The 14,324-nt window shown below is 73.3% G+C and carries 12 protein-coding genes and 3 tRNA genes; 5 read left to right on the forward strand and 10 right to left on the reverse strand.

The window, feature by feature from the left end; translation table 11 throughout:
• The first annotated feature begins 68 nt into the window (after positions 1-68).
• From purD to AC4IJH_RS26250, 3 genes are all read left to right on the forward strand, one after another.
• Positions 69-1,322 (forward strand): phosphoribosylamine--glycine ligase, encoded by a 1,254-nt coding sequence (purD, locus tag AC4IJH_RS26240; protein ID WP_490854326.1) that lies wholly within the window; start codon positions 69-71, stop codon positions 1,320-1,322.
• Between the two features lie 370 nt (positions 1,323-1,692).
• Positions 1,693-3,732, forward strand: a complete 2,040-nt coding sequence (locus tag AC4IJH_RS26245; protein ID WP_490854327.1) for a hypothetical protein — start codon at positions 1,693-1,695, stop codon at positions 3,730-3,732.
• Positions 3,733-3,972: 240 nt separating this feature from the next.
• The gene (locus AC4IJH_RS26250) at positions 3,973-5,451 is read left to right on the forward strand and encodes a N,N-dimethylformamidase beta subunit family domain-containing protein (protein WP_490854328.1); all 1,479 of its coding nucleotides are present in this window, start codon (positions 3,973-3,975) and stop codon (positions 5,449-5,451) included.
• A gap of 15 nt (positions 5,452-5,466) precedes the next feature.
• On the opposite strand, the gene AC4IJH_RS26255 is transcribed toward AC4IJH_RS26250, so the two are convergent.
• Positions 5,467-6,366 (reverse strand): LysR family transcriptional regulator, encoded by a 900-nt coding sequence (locus AC4IJH_RS26255; RefSeq protein WP_490854329.1) that lies wholly within the window; start codon positions 6,364-6,366, stop codon positions 5,467-5,469.
• A gap of 232 nt (positions 6,367-6,598) precedes the next feature.
• Here AC4IJH_RS26255 and AC4IJH_RS26260 point away from each other — a divergent pair, with 232 nt between their 5' ends.
• Positions 6,599-7,744, forward strand: a complete 1,146-nt coding sequence (locus AC4IJH_RS26260; RefSeq protein WP_490854356.1) for an MFS transporter — start codon at positions 6,599-6,601, stop codon at positions 7,742-7,744.
• Between the two features lie 109 nt (positions 7,745-7,853).
• Positions 7,854-8,753 carry a phosphoribosylaminoimidazolesuccinocarboxamide synthase gene (locus AC4IJH_RS26265; protein ID WP_490854330.1) on the forward strand — a complete coding sequence of 300 codons (900 nt, stop codon included), beginning with the start codon at positions 7,854-7,856 and terminating at the stop codon, positions 8,751-8,753.
• A 102-nt stretch (positions 8,754-8,855) separates the two neighbouring features.
• On the opposite strand, the gene AC4IJH_RS26270 is transcribed toward AC4IJH_RS26265, so the two are convergent.
• The 9 genes from AC4IJH_RS26270 to AC4IJH_RS26310 form a co-directional block, all read right to left on the reverse strand.
• Positions 8,856-8,928, reverse strand: a tRNA-Gly gene (locus AC4IJH_RS26270).
• A 230-nt stretch (positions 8,929-9,158) separates the two neighbouring features.
• Positions 9,159-9,614, reverse strand: coding sequence for a carboxymuconolactone decarboxylase family protein (locus AC4IJH_RS26275; RefSeq protein ID WP_490854331.1), 456 nt, complete (start codon positions 9,612-9,614; stop codon positions 9,159-9,161).
• Positions 9,615-9,722: 108 nt separating this feature from the next.
• Positions 9,723-10,340: a response regulator gene (locus AC4IJH_RS26280; RefSeq protein ID WP_490854332.1), complete on the reverse strand. Its 618-nt coding sequence runs from the start codon at positions 10,338-10,340 to the stop codon at positions 9,723-9,725.
• The gene (locus tag AC4IJH_RS26285; protein ID WP_490854333.1) at positions 10,337-11,608 is read right to left on the reverse strand and encodes a sensor histidine kinase; all 1,272 of its coding nucleotides are present in this window, start codon (positions 11,606-11,608) and stop codon (positions 10,337-10,339) included. The genes AC4IJH_RS26280 and AC4IJH_RS26285 overlap by 4 nt, the downstream gene beginning before the upstream one ends.
• Before the next feature lie 2 nt (positions 11,609-11,610).
• Entirely contained in the window at positions 11,611-12,432 is an 822-nt protein-coding gene (locus tag AC4IJH_RS26290; protein ID WP_490854334.1) for an ABC transporter permease, read from the reverse strand.
• On the reverse strand, positions 12,429-13,442 hold the full coding sequence (locus AC4IJH_RS26295) for an ABC transporter ATP-binding protein (RefSeq protein WP_490854335.1): 1,014 nt from the start codon (positions 13,440-13,442) through the stop codon (positions 12,429-12,431). Before AC4IJH_RS26295 ends, AC4IJH_RS26290 begins: the two co-directional genes overlap by 4 nt.
• A 150-nt stretch (positions 13,443-13,592) precedes the next feature.
• A tRNA-Gly gene (locus AC4IJH_RS26300) sits at positions 13,593-13,665 on the reverse strand.
• Between the two features lie 74 nt (positions 13,666-13,739).
• Positions 13,740-13,811, reverse strand: a tRNA-Gly gene (locus AC4IJH_RS26305).
• A 151-nt stretch (positions 13,812-13,962) separates the two neighbouring features.
• A complete protein-coding gene (locus AC4IJH_RS26310; protein WP_490854336.1) occupies positions 13,963-14,283 on the reverse strand; it encodes a histone-like nucleoid-structuring protein Lsr2 in 321 nt (106 codons plus the stop codon).
• Positions 14,284-14,324 lie beyond the last annotated feature (41 nt).

Below are 14,324 nucleotides of genomic sequence, written 5' to 3' on the forward strand. Positions count from 1 at the left end.
ACCCGCCCCTGAGGGCCCTGCGCACCCGCAGGCAAAGCCCCGGCGCGGCGCCCGGATACCCTGGCCCCGTGAAGGTCCTCGTCATCGGCGGCGGCGCCCGCGAACATGCCCTGTGCCGCTCTTTGTCCCTCGATCCCGACGTCACCGCGCTGCACTGCGCCCCCGGCAACGCCGGCATCGCCGAGGTGGCGGAGCTGCACCAGGTCGATGCCACCGACGGCGCGGCCGTCGCCGACCTGGCGGCGAGCCTGGAGGCGGAGCTGGTCGTCGTCGGCCCCGAAGCCCCCCTGGTCGCCGGCGTCGCGGACGCGGTGCGCGCCCGTGGCATCCCCGCCTTCGGCCCCTCCGCCCAGGCGGCGCAGCTGGAGGGTTCCAAGGCCTTCGCCAAGGACGTGATGGCCGCCGCGGGCGTTCCCACCGCCCGCAGCTACGTCTGCGCCACCCCCGCCGAGGTCGACGAGGCCCTGGACGCCTTCGGCGCCCCCTACGTCGTGAAGGACGACGGCCTGGCCGCGGGCAAGGGCGTCGTGGTCACCGACGATCTTGAGCAGGCCCGCGCGCACGCCAACGCCTGCGACCGCGTTGTCATCGAGGAGTTCCTGGACGGCCCCGAGGTCTCCCTGTTCGCCGTCACCGACGGACAGAGCGTGGTGCCCCTTCAGCCCGCCCAGGACTTCAAGCGCGCCCTGGACGCCGACCAGGGCCCGAACACCGGCGGCATGGGCGCGTACAGCCCGCTGCCGTGGGCCGACCCCAAGCTGGTCGAGGAGGTCCTGCAGACCGTCCTGCAGCCCACCGTGGACGAGCTGCGCCGCCGCGGCACGCCCTTCTCGGGCCTTCTGTACGCGGGCCTGGCGATCACCTCGCGCGGCGTGCGCGTCATCGAGTTCAACGCCCGCTTCGGCGACCCGGAGACCCAGGTCGTCCTGGCCCGGCTCAAGACGCCCCTGGCGGGCCTGCTGCACGCCGCGGCGACCGGCTCCCTGGCCGCCCTCCCGCCGCTGCGCTGGAGCGACGGCGCCGCGGTCACGGTCGTCATCGCCTCGCACAACTACCCGGGTACGCCGCGCACCGGCGACCCCATCCGGGGCCTGGCCGACGTCGCCGAGCAGGACGCTCCCCAGGCGTACGTGCTCCACGCGGGCACCAAGCAGGAGGCCGACGGCACCGTCGTCAGCGCGGGCGGGCGCGTACTGTCCGTGACCGCCACGGGCGCGGACCTGACCACGGCCCGTGACCGCGCCTACCGCGCGGTGGGCCGGATCACCCTGGAGGGCTCCCACCACCGCACGGACATCGCGGCCAAGGCGGCGCAGGGCTGAGCCCCCGCGCGGGCACAAGCGGGCACAAGCGGCCGGGAACGCTCTTCACCATGCGTTCCCGGCTTTACCCAAAGCCATTCCATCGAGTGACCGCACCGTCATCCTGCTGACGTGGGCGGAACCCCCAACTAGGGTGCCGCACAAGCGTCCTGTGGCTGCTGCGCCGGAATCCGGCCCGCCGGCCCCGGCGGCGTCCGGCAAGTGGCTCACCGACATTGCGATGTCAGTGGCCGGTGCCACAGTGGTGGGGGGAGTGAGCAACGTCGTCGACGGGCGCCCGGTCCGTCAGCACCGTTGCCCCTTTCTCCCGTGTTCTCCCGTCCCGTGATCTCTTTGTCCGTTCCCAGGACAGCAGGGGGTGTGCAGGCTCGTGGCAGGTCCGGAGGCAGGCGCCCAGGCGGCGCGCGCCTGCGCCCTCGCGGTGCTGCGGATCCGCGGCGCGGCGCTGGGCGCGGCCCTGTTGCCCGCGGCGGTGGCGGTGGTGCTGCTCATCGGCGGCGCCACCGGGCGCATCGGCAGCTTCGAGGACGGCAGTTGGGGCGCGGCGCGCTGGGCGGTGACCGGCGTGGCCCTGGTGGTGCTCGCCGTGGCGGCGCTGGTGGCCGTGGTGGTCGCCCGCGCCAGGCCCGCGCTCAGCCCCACCGTCCCCATCGCCGAGGAGTCGGCCCCCGACCTCTACCGCCTGGTACGCGACCTCGCCGAGCGCCTGGAGGTCCCCGCGCCGTCCGCGATAGCCCTGACCCCCGACTGCGACAGCTGGCTGGAGGACCGTACGCACCGCGCGCACGCCTCACCCGAACGCGGCCGTCGGCCGGGCAGGAAGCGGTCCGGCGGCAGGGCCGGGTCGGCGGGCGGCAGCAGCGGTGGGCCCGAGGCCGTCGGAGGCGGGCGCGGCGCCGAGCGCGCCGCCCAGGCGCCGGTGCTGGTCATCGGCTCGCCGTTCCTGTGGTGGATGCGGGTGGCCGAGCTGCGGGCGCTGCTGGCGCCGGTCGTCGCGGGCACCGGCCCCTCGGCGCAGCCCGACATAGCCGCCGCCCGCCGCTTCGTCCGCGGCCTGGACGCGGCCGTCGCGGTCTCCGCCCGCGCCCGCGGCCCCCTGCGCGGGCCGGTCCTGGGCCTGGTGGGGCGGCTCTCCCGGCTGATGCTCAGGGCCTGCAGGGACCACGCCGCCGAGATGGAGCGCGGGGTCGCGGCCGCCGCCTCCGAGCGCGCCCAGACCGTCGACTACGGCCTGCGGATCGTCGCCCAGGAGCAGGTGGGGCTGGCGTACGCGGGCTGGGACCGGCTGCTGACCCGGGTGGCGCTGCCCGCCTGGCGGATGGGCCGCTGGCCCTCCCGGCTGGACGCCGGGGTGGTCTCCGCCCTGACCGAGCTCTCCCGCCGCGACCGCCTGGCCGAGGGCTTCGCCTCGCGCCTGGGCGAGCGCCCGGCCTGCGACCTGCTGGAGGAGCCCGGCGCCGTCGACCGCGCCGCCTCCCTGCTGGCCGCCCGCCTCTTCCACGGCGGCCCGGCCGAGCCGGGGCCCACCTGGTCCCCGATCGGCTGGAGCCAGTATCCGGAGGAGGTCGTGGACCGCAAGTGGCGCCTGGAGGCCGCCCGCCTGCACCGCGTCCTGGACGACCTCCCGCCGCCCGCGGCCTCGGCCGCCACCGCGTCCGGGCCCGCCCCCTCCATACCCACCGGTACCCCCGAAGGGCGCCCGGGCGCCGAGTGCTCGGGCCCCACACTCGCCCGCGTCATCGAGCACCTCGTACGCGACGAGGGCGCGGGCGATCTGGTCGCCGCCCGCCTGGGCGCCGAGCTGGAGCGCGAGGAGCGCGAGGAACGGGCACGGGCCGCGCGCGCGGCATCCCGTACCCGCGGCAAGAACAGCAAGGGCAACAAGAGCAACAAGAACGGCAAGAACAGCAAGGCCGCCAAGGACACCGAGCACACCACGCACCCCGAGAGCCCCGAAGGCCGCACGGGAGGCTCGGACGGCCCGGACGGCGCGAACTCGGCGCCCACCCCTACCTCCACCCCCGCTCCCGCACCCGGCGCGCACCCCGCGGACGGCCCGGACCCCGCCGACGCCCCGGCGGGCCCGGACACCACGGGCATCCCCCTGTCCTGGGGCGACGGCCTGGGCGAGACGGGCGTACCGCTCTTCCCGCTGCAACCACCCCGTACCACCCGCGAGTTGCTCGCCGACCACGTCACGGCGATGGTCTGCTGCGCCGCGGTGGACACCGCCGGCGCCGCCCCCGGCCTGGACTGGCTGGACGGCCCCGCGCTCCTCGTCGGCGGCGAGCGCCGCAGCGACTTCGGCCGCCCCGTGCTCAGCCTCGTCGACGACGGCGACGCCGAACCGCTGCGCGGCTGGCTGAACACCATCGGCGTGCGTCCGGAAAAGCCGGTCCGGCTCGTGTGACGCGGCAGCGGTGGCGGGCCGCGGGGGAGCGGGAGTGTCCATCTGTACGGGAGCGGCGGCCGAATGTTCCCTTCCAGTTCGCGTTTCGGGGCCCTGGGGCCGCCAATTCACGACGAAGGGTGACGGGGTGAGTGCGTAATGTGATGTGCTGGGTTCGGTCACGGTCGTTCAACCGAACACGAAGGTGAGTACAGATCCGGCCGACTCGGTCGGCGGGGGGACGCGGGAGGGGAGCCAAGGGTGGGGACGGAGCAGATCCGGCGCTGGGAGTCGGGCGCTCTCGCGCACGCGGTCACGGACCCGTTCGGACAGGGCCCACTGCCATGGCTGCGCGGCAGCGAGAACTACTTCGACTCCGGTCAGGTGGTCCCGTGGTACGTCGATCCGGCCCTCGCCCGGGGCGATGCGCGCCTGCCCGCGCCCCGTACGAACACCTGCCCCCGCACCGCCGACGACGTGCACCGCCAGATCAAGGGCTTCGCCACCACCGGCACGGTCGCCCCCGGCGAGGCCATCGACTTCCGGGTCTCCGTCGACCCGCCCCAGCCCTTCAGCATCGACGTCTACCGCATCGGCCACTACGGCGGCGCCGGTGCCTCCAAGCTCACCACCAGCCCCCGGCTGTCCGGCATCGTCCAGCCGCTCCCGCTCACCGCCGACCGCACGGTCTCCTGCCACCACTGGTGGATGTCCTGGCGCCTGCAGGTCCCCGCGTACTGGAACGTGGGCGCGCACGTGGCCGTGCTGACCACCGCCGACGGCTACCGCTCCCACATCCCCTTCACCGTCCGCGACGACCACCCCGCCGACCTCCTGCTGGTCCTGCCCGACATCACCTGGCAGGCCTACAACCTCTATCCGGAGGACGGCCGTTCGGGCGCCAGCCTCTACCACGCCTGGGACGAGAAGGGCGCCCTGCTCGGCGAGCGGGACGCCGCCACCACCGTCTCCTTCGACCGCCCCTACGCCGGCGCCGGCCTGCCCCTGCACGTCGGCCACGCCTACGACTTCATCCGCTGGGCCGAGCGCTACGGCTACGACCTGGCCTACGCCGACGCCCGCGACCTGCACGCCGGACGCGTGGACGCCTCCCGCTACCGCGGCCTGGTCTTCCCCGGCCACGACGAGTACTGGTCCACCCCCATGCGCCGCACCGTCGAGGCCGCCCGCGACGGCGGCACCTCACTGGTCTTCCTCTCCGCCAACACCATGTACTGGCAGATCGAGCTCTCCCCCTCCCCCTCGGGCCCCGACCGGCTGCTGACCTGCCACAAGCGCCAGGGCCCGGGCCGCCCGGCCCTGTGGCGCGAGGCGGGCGAGCCCGAGCAGCAGCTGATGGGCATCCAGTACGCGGGCCGGGTGCCCGACCCCGCGCCGCTGATCGTCCGCAACAGCGACCACTGGCTGTGGGAGGCGACCGGCGCGTACGAGGGCGACGAGCTGCCGGGCCTGGTAGCGGGCGAGGCCGACCGCTACTTCCCGCGCACCTGCCTGCCCGAGCACACCCGCCGCATCCTGCTCGCCCACTCCCCGTACGAGGACAGCGAGGGCACCCGCCGCCATCAGGAGACCTCGCTGTACCGCGCCCCCAGCGGCGCCCTGGTCTTCGCCTCGGGCACCTTCGCCTGGTCCCCGGCCCTGGACCGCCCGGGCCATGTCGACGAGCGCGTCCAGCGCGCCACGGCCAACCTCCTGGACCGCATCTGCAAACGCGACTGACCGCGAAAGGCCACGTCACCGCCCCGCGGCCGGCCCCAGCTCCCGGGCCAGCGCGACCGTGAGGGCCCGGAAGACGCGTACCTCCGGATTCGGGTCCCCGGCGCGGGTGGCCAGCACGCTGTGCGCCCACGGCGCGTCCAGCACGGGTACGAACACCGTCCCCGGCCAGGGGTAATAGCGCGCGAAGGACTTCAGCCCCGACCCCACACCGCGCCCGGCCGCCACGCTCGTCAGGACGTCGTGCGGGTTCAACGCCCGGTCGGGGGCGCGCCGTTGACCCTCGTCGAAGTAGAGGTAGTCGGCGAAGGGGCGCGGGGTGTGCCGGGGCACCTGTAGGAACGGCAGGTCGATGACGTCCGCGAGCCGCAGCCCCTCACCGGCCGCGTCGGCCAGCGGCGAGTGCGCCGAGACCCCCACGATCCGCTGCTCGGTGGTCAGCACGTCCACCTCGATGTCCTCGGCCTGCACGGCGGGCCGTACGAACGCCACGTCCACCCGGTCCTCGCGCAGCGCGCTGCAGTGCTCGGTGAACATCAACTCCACCAGCGTCAGCGGCACTTCGGGCCGCGCCCGGCGAAAGGCGCTGACCGCCGCCGGCGTCACCTCCGAGGAGCCGTGCCCCATGACGCCGACCCGCAGCGCCCGCACCGGCGGCGTGCTGCGGGCGGCCTCGGACATGTCCTCCACCGCGGCGTTCGCGGCGGCCAGCAGCGTACGGGCGTGGGAGACCAGCCGCCGCCCGGCCGCCGTCGGCACGACCGGGGCGCGCTCCAGCAGCTGCGTACCGAACTCCCGCTCCAACTGCTGCACATGCGCGGTCACCGCGGCCGGGGACAGGAACAGCCGGGCGGCGGCCCGGCCGAAGTGCTCCTCCTCGACCACGGCCAGAAACGAAGACAGCCGCCGCAGATCCATACCGCCACCATACGGCCGCCCACCTGCCGCTTCCCGGGGCCGTTCACGATTGCTGAACGGGGGCGGCGCCGGTGCCCCCGCGGCCCGTACAACGGCTGTCATGACGAGTACGACAGGCGCGACCTGCACGGCGGGCGGAGCGACGACGACAGCACCCACCTCACACCCGGCACCCCTTTCGCACCAGGCACCCGCCGCACCCCGCCGCCACTGGCTGCGCGCGGGCTGGGTGATGACCGCCTCCGGCTGGAGCGCCAACCAGTTCTCCGCCCTGCTGGGCGCCTACCGCAGCGACCTCGGGCTGGCCACCGCCACCACCACGGCCCTGTTCGCGGTCTACGTCCTGGGCCTGATACCCGGCCTGCTGCTCGGCGGCCCGCTCGCCGACCGCCGCGGCCGCCGCCCGGTCGTCTTCGCCTCGCTGGCCCTGTCCGCGCTGGCCACCTGCCTGCTGATGGCGGGCCCCGCCGTCACCTGGCTGATGTGGCCGGGCCGCTTCGTTACCGGCATCGGCGCCGGAGCGCTGCTCAGCGCGGGCAGCGCCTGGATCAAGGAGCTGTCCTCGGCGCCGCACGACACCGTCTCGGCGCCGGGTGTCGCGGCCCGCCGCTCCGGCCTCTTCCTCTCGGCGGGCTTCGCCACCGGCGGCCTGGCCGCGTCCCTGATCGCGCAGTGGGCCCCGCAGCCCATGATCACGGCGTACGTCCCGCACCTGGTGCTCTCCGCCGCGGCCGCCCTCAGCGCGGCCCGCGTCCCCGAGACCCTCCAGCGGCGCCAGGTCCCCTCTCGCCCCACCGCCCCCATCAGCACCGCCCACCCCAAGGCCTTCCGCCGCCTGGTGGCCCCCGTCGCCCCCTGGGTGTTCATCGCCCCCAGCGTCGCCCTGGCGACCCTGCCCGGACTGGTCGCCGTGAACCTGGCCGGCTGGCAGACCGTCTACGCGGGCGTCATGACCGCCGTCACCCCGGGCGCCGGGATCCTCATGGCCCCGCTCGCCCGCCGCCTCGCCGCCAAGCACCGCATCGCCACCGCCGTGGTGGGCCTGGCCGCCGCCTGCCTCGGGCTGGTCGTCGCCGCGCTCTCCGTCGCCTGTACCCAGCCCGTCGTCGGCCTGGTCGCCGCCGCCGTCCTCGGCGCCGGATACGGGCTGTGCGTGGCGTACGGCCTCACCGAGGTCGCCGTGCTCGCGCCGCCGCACCGGCTGGCCCGCCTCACCGCCCGCTTCTGGGCGCTGTGCTACCTGGGCTTTCTGACCCCGTACGCCATCACCCTGCTCTCCGGCGCCTTCGCCCCCGCCACGGTCCTGCTCGGCGCCGCCGCGCTGGCCGTCCTCACCCTGGTGACGGTCCTGTGGCAGGCGGCACGAAAGACCACATAACCGGCGGATCGCCGCACGCTCCTGCACCTGGCGCGACCCTGCGGGTCCAACGCCAGGGCGCATACGGGAGAATCGGAAGGACTCCTGGATCAACCTACGCGGAGGCAGCGTGTCCGGATTCGTAGAAAAGCCCGAGCCGGTGGAGGTTCCGGGGCTCACCCACCTCCACACCGGCAAGGTGCGCGACCTCTACCAGAACGCCGCCGGCGAACTGATCATGGTCGCCAGCGACCGCACCTCCGCCTTCGACTGGGTGCTGCCCACCGAGATCCCCGACAAGGGCCGGATCCTCACCCAGCTGTCGATGTGGTGGTTCGACCAGCTCGCCGACCTCGTGCCGCACCACGTCGTCTCCACCGACGTCCCGGCCGGCGCCCCCGCCGACTGGGCCGGGCGCACGATGGTGTGCAAGTCCCTCTCGATGGTCCCGGTCGAGTGCGTGGCCCGCGGCTATCTCACCGGCTCCGGCCTGGCCGAGTACGACCAGACCCGTACGGTCTGCGGCCTCGCGCTGCCCGAGGGCCTCCTGGACGGCTCCGAGCTGCCCGCGCCGATCTTCACCCCGGCCACCAAGGCCGCCGTCGGCGAGCACGACGAGAACGTCTCCTACGAGGAGGTCGCCCGCCAACTCGGCGCCGAGACCGCCGCCCAGCTGCGCCAGACGACCCTCGCCGTCTACGGCAGGGCCCGGGACATCGCCCGCGAGCGCGGCATCATCCTGGCGGACACCAAGTTCGAGTTCGGCTTCGCGGGCGAGGAGCTGACCCTCGCCGACGAGGTGCTGACCCCGGACTCCTCCCGCTTCTGGCCGGCCGACCAGTGGCAGCCGGGCCGCCCCCAGCCGTCCTTCGACAAGCAGTTCGTGCGCGACTGGCTGGTCTCCGAGGACGCGGGCTGGGACCGCAACGGCCAGGAGCCGCCGCCCGCCCTGCCGCCCGGCATCGTGGCCCGCACCCGCGCCAAGTACGTCGAGGCCTACGAGCGCCTGACCGGTCTCACCTGGTCCTGAGGCGTGTGTGCGGCATCCCGCCCGTACGTCGGGCGGGATGCCGCGGGCCCGTCCAGGGGTACGCGAAAGGCCCCGGTCGCGATGACCGGGGCCTTTTCTCTGAGCGGACGACGAGACTCGAACTCGCGACATCCACCTTGGCAAGGTGGTGCTCTACCAACTGAGCTACGTCCGCATGCACTGCGCTCGGCGGTTTTCCGTGCGGTGCGCAGTCCACTATAGCCAATGCGGCAGGTCCCCCGTGCCGCGAACGGCGCAGTGGACGCCGTCGTACGGGCCGATTCCCGACGGCACAAGGGAGTTGGCCCGCGGTGTGTGACGTACGGCACGTGCGGTGGGTGCGGCCCCGCGCTCCGGGCGGAGCGGAACGCGGGACGGGACGGGCGGCCGTCCACAACCGGAGGCTCACCCCTGCCCGGGCACCTTGCGGGTGGTCACCGCGATCCGGTTCCACGCGTTGATGGTGAAGATCATCGCGATCAGCTGGGCCAGCTCCTGCTCGGAGAACTGCCCGGCGGCCCGCTCGTACACCTCGTCCGGCACCCCGCCCGGCAGCAGCGTCACCGCTTCGGTGAGCGCGAGCGCCGCCTGCTCCTTCTCGGTGTAGAGCCACTCGGCCTCGTGCCAGGCGCTGAGCAGATACAGCCGCTGCTCGCTCTCGCCGTCCTTGCGGGCGTCGGTGGTGTGCATGTCCAGGCAGTACGCGCAGTTGTTGAGCTGCGAGGCGCGGATCTTGACCAGCTCGACCAGCGAGTGCTCCAGGTGCTCACGCGCCGCGGTGTCCAGGGCGATCATCGCCTTGAAGGCCTTGGGGGCGTGCTCGGCGAAGTCGATCCGGCGGGAGTGCTGTGGTGTCGTCATGCCGTCGACTCTAGGAGCCGGAGTGACCGCACCCATGGTGCACTTCCGGACCGATTCCCTGGGCCAATCCACCGAGCGGTCCAGAGCCTTCCCCCGCGCCCGCCGGCCTCACAGCCACCCCCGCTCCCGCGCGATCCGCGCCGCCGCGTGACGGTTGTCCGCCGACAGCTTCGCCGCGGCCGAGGAGAGGTAGTTGCGTACCGTCCCCTGCGACAGCGAGGCCCGCTCGGCGATCTCCGCGATCGGCGCCCCGTCCTCCGCGTGCTCCAGCACCTCGGCCTCCCGTGCCGTCAGCGGCGAGTCGCCCGCACTGATCGCGTCGGCCGCCAACTCCGGGTCCACATAACGGCTCCCGCCGTGCACACTGCGGATGATCTCCGCCAGCCGCTGCGCCGAGACCGTCTTGGGCACGAACCCCCGCACCCCCGCCTCCAGCGCCCGCTTCAGATGCCCGGGCCTGCCGTGACTGGTGACGATCATCGTCTTGCAGCCGGGGAGCTCATTGCGTACGGACCTGGCCACCGCCACCCCGTCGGCCCCCGGCATCTGCAGATCCAGCACCGCCACATCCGGCCGGTGCGCCCGCGCCATCGCCAGCGCCTCGGGCCCGGACGCCGCCTCGGCCACCAGCAGCAGATCGTCCTCCAGGGCCAGCAGCGCGGCCAGCGCCCCCCGGATCAGATGCTCGTCGTCGGCCAGCAGCACCCGGATCGCTCGCTCGCTCATGCCGCCTCCTGTACGGGCAGCTCCACCGTCAGGCGGTACGCACCGCCCGGACGCCGCTGCGACTCCAGGGTGCCGCCCAGCGGCACCAGCCGCTCCCGCAGGCCCTTCAGGCCGCTGCCCCCGGCGTGCGCGTCGGGGCCCGGACCCCCGTGCCGGGCCCCGTCGTTCTCCATCACCAGCACTGCCCGCTCCTGTTCCACCCGTGCCCTGATCACACAGCACCCGGCGTCCGGCGCATGCCGCAGCACGTTCGTGGTGCCTTCCCGTACGACCCAGCCCAGCGCCGACTGCACCTCGGCCGGCAGGTCCGTCGCCTCGTCCGCCTCTATCCGGCAGCTGATCCCGGCGGCCCGCAGGATGGACCGCGCCCCGGCCAGCTCCACATGCAGATCGGCCTTCCGGTAGCCGCGTACCACCTCGCGCACCTCGCGCTGCGACTCCTGCGCGATCCGCTGCACCTCCACCATCTGGTCCACGGCCTCGGGCCGCTCGCGCCGCGCCAGCTGCACGGCCAGCTCGCTCTTGAGCGCGATCACCGCCAGATTCCGCCCCATCACGTCGTGCATGTCCCGCGCGAACCGCAGCCGCTCCTCGGCGACGGCCAGCCGGGCCTGTACGCCGCGCGCGGCCTCCAGTTCCCATACGACGCGCAGGTGCCAGGCGTTGGGGCGGCCGACGATGGTGCCGAGCAGGGCGGGGAGGAAGACGGACACCACTGTGGGTACGCCGACCTCCAGCAGCCCGCCGGCCAGCCCCATACCGGTTCCGGCCACCAGGGCCACTGCGGCCACCGTCCCCAGCACGATCCGGGGGCGCGTCACCACACCCCAGGTTGTGTAGAACGGCAGGGGCGCTACCCCGAGGGCGTACCCGGCCCCCTGAACGGCGGCCTTGTCGGCGGCTTCCGCGGTGAAGACCATCGCTATGCCGGTGACCCAGGCCATGAGCGCCAGGGCGCCCGAGACAGCCATCAGCAGCCGGGGAGCCGGACCGCGCCCCAGGTAGTGATCCAGCGCGCGGTTCAACTGCGGCTTGGAGAGGACGGCCTGGGCCAGGACGATGCCGATCGTGGCCGCCGCCCAGGACGCGGCGGGCGTCCCGCCGAGCGCCGTCGGCATCAGCGGGGGCAGCGCGATCACGGCGAAGAACCAGCTGACGGCGTACAGCGCCCACCGGACGTAGCCGTCGATCTGAGCCGCCTTGCCCCGCCCCTTCCAGCTCCTGCGCACCCGCCCGATCACGCGATCCCCGCCTTCGTCCCCGACCATGCCTACCGCCGCGGCTCCCACTGGAACCACCGCTTCACAGCAAACACCGCCAGCGCGATCCAGACCAACCCGATGACCAGCAGCTTCACGGTCTCGCCCAGGTCGGCCGCACCGGACCAGCCGGCCCGTACGAGCCCCACCACCGGGGACAGCGGCAGGAATTCGAGCACCGCGGCCACCCGGTCCGGCAGCATCGAGAAGGGGAAGAAGAGCCCGGACCCCATCATCGACAGCAGGTACAGCGGCGTCGGGGTCAGCTGCGCGGCCTCCGCGGACTTGGTGATCCCCGCCGTGACGGCCGCCATCGCCACCAGCATGACCGCGCCGATCAGCACCCCCAGCACGACCAGATGCGGGGCGGCGGGCATCTCCATCTTCAGCACCAGGCTGCCGCCGACCACGTACAGCGCGCACTGCGCCACCGTGATCAGCAGCGCGGGCAGCGCGGTACCGGCCAGGATCTCCCAGTCGGCCAGCTGACCGGTCCGCAGCCGCTTGAGCACCAGGTCCTCGCGCCGCGTCACGTACACGCCCACGAGATTGTTGTAGACGGCCATGAGCAGCGCCATGCCGATGGCGCCGGGCAGCAGCAGCTCCCCGATCGACAGCCCGGTCTTCGCGGAGTCCAGCTGCCGGCCGAGGATCGACTTCATGGCGTAGGTGATCAGCAGCGGCGCGAACAGCCCCGAATAGATCATGAGCTTGCTGCGCCCCAGCAGCGTCAGCTCCGCCCGCCCCAGCGCGCTCAGCCGCCCCAGACTGCCTCGCGCACCTGCCGCTCCCGCTCCCGTACGAGCACCCATCTCAGCGCCGGTCACACTCACTGCTCCTCCACCGCCTGTCCCATCCCGCCTGCGATCTGCAGATACGCCTCTTCCAGCGACGCCGCCCGCACATCCAGCCGGCGCAGCTCGATGCCCTTGTCCCGGGCCCACACCAGCAGCCCGGTCGCGGTCCGCTGCAGCTCGTCCGTCCGCAGCCGCACCGTCCGCCCCGCCGTCTCGTGGCCGGTGACGCCCAGCTCCGCCAGCGGCGGCAGATCCCCTACCAGATAGCTCTCGGGGAGCTCGAAGCAGATCCGCGAGGGCTGCGCGGCCACCACCTCGCTGACCCGCCCGGCCGCCGCGATCCGCCCCGCGTGCATGATCGCGAGCCGGTCCGCCAGCTCCTCGGCCTCTTCGAGGTAGTGCGTGGTCAGCAGCACCGTCGTCCCGGAGTCCCGCAGATCGCGCACCAACTCCCAGGTCTCGCGCCGCGCTTCGGCGTCCAGCCCGGTCGTCGGCTCGTCCAGGAACAGCACCTCGGGCCGCCCCAGCAGCGCCAGCGCCAGATCCAGCCGCCGCCGCTCCCCGCCGGAGAGCTGCTTGACGCGTACGTTCTTGCGCCCGCTCAGCCCGACAAGGGCCAGCGCCTCGTCCACGGACCGTGCCCCACTGGTGCAGCCCGCCCACATCCGTACGGTCTCCGTGGGCGTCAACTCGCCCGGAAAGCCGCCTTCCTGGAGCATCACACCGATCCGCGGCCGCACCGCAGCGCGCTCCTTGTACGGGTCGTGGCCCAGCACCCGCACCTGCCCGCCGCTCGGCGCGGCCAGCCCCTCCAGCAGCTCCAGCGTGGAGGTCTTGCCCGCCCCGTTGGTCCCCAGCAGCGCGAACAACTCCCCGCGCGCCACGGAGAAGTCGATCCCCCGCACGGCGTCGAAGGAGCGCTGCCCCTTCGCCCCGGCGTCCCTCTTCCCGGCCTTCTTCCCGCCCTTGCCCGGCGAGCCGTAGCGCCGCCGCAGGCCAGTGGCCTCGATCACGCTCGCCTGTGATCCGTAATCCCCGGTGTTCATGCCTCAACGCTCCCGCGAGGACAGCGGCCCGGGCAGTGCGCCCTGTCATCGCAACCGATGACAAATGTCAGTTGGCGCCCGCCGGGGGAGCCGGCCCGGAGCCGGGGTACGCGAAAGGCCCCGGTCTCGATGACCGGGGCCTTTTCTCTGAGCGGACGACGAGGCTCGAACTCGCGACCTCAACCTTGGCAAGGTTGCGCTCTACCAACTGAGCTACGTCCGCATGCATCCACTCGGCTCTCACCGAGCGGCGCGACAGCTACTCTACCTGATCCAATGGACCGGTCGAACTGTCAGAGCGGGTGACAGGGATTGCACACTGCGCCTCCCCCTTGGAAAGGGGGCGCTCTACTACTGAGCTACACCCGCGTGACTCCGTGGGATCCGGCCCTTCGGCCTCGCCCCTCGGCGTGCTCCAGACTCTAGCTGATCAGGAGGGGTGCAATGCAAATCGGCTGCCTGGAGGGGGAGACGGCGGGCCGCCGGGGCCCGCGGTGGCGGGCGGCCGGCGGCAAGTCCGTTAGCGGTTGGCCTCGTTGAAGGCCTCGTAGACCTTCTTGGGGATGCGGCCGCGCGGCGGGACGTCCATGTGGTTGGAGCGGGCCCAGGCGCGGACGGCCGCCGGGTCGGGCGTCACGGCCGTGCGGTGGTACGCCTTCCCGGACTTCGACCGCTTGCGGCCGGCCTCCACGTACGGTGCCAGGGCGACGCGAAGTTTCTTCGCATTGGCGGGATTGAGGTCGATCTCGTACGACTTCCCGTCCAATCCGAAGGCGACCGTCTCTGCGGCTTCTCCGCCATCGATGTCATCGGAGAGCGTGACCACTACGCGCTGCGCCACGGATATCGGTCCTTTCGTGCAGCAACCCCGCGCTGACATGC

This window comes from Streptomyces sp. UF-297, assembly GCF_058245575.1.

Excerpts from the sequence above, each read along its gene's own strand:
- AC4IJH_RS26255 (WP_490854329.1), bottom strand. The coding sequence starts at position 6,366 with ATGGATCTGCGGCGGCTGTCTTCGTTTCTGGCCGTGGTCGAGGAGGAG.
- AC4IJH_RS26260 (WP_490854356.1), top strand. The coding sequence starts at position 6,599 with ATGACCGCCTCCGGCTGGAGCGCCAACCAGTTCTCCGCCCTGCTGGGC.
- AC4IJH_RS26275 (WP_490854331.1), bottom strand. The coding sequence starts at position 9,614 with ATGACGACACCACAGCACTCCCGCCGGATCGACTTCGCCGAGCACGCC.
- AC4IJH_RS26280 (WP_490854332.1), bottom strand. The coding sequence starts at position 10,340 with ATGAGCGAGCGAGCGATCCGGGTGCTGCTGGCCGACGACGAGCATCTG.
- AC4IJH_RS26285 (WP_490854333.1), bottom strand. The coding sequence starts at position 11,608 with ATGGTCGGGGACGAAGGCGGGGATCGCGTGATCGGGCGGGTGCGCAGG.
- AC4IJH_RS26295 (WP_490854335.1), bottom strand. The coding sequence starts at position 13,442 with ATGAACACCGGGGATTACGGATCACAGGCGAGCGTGATCGAGGCCACT.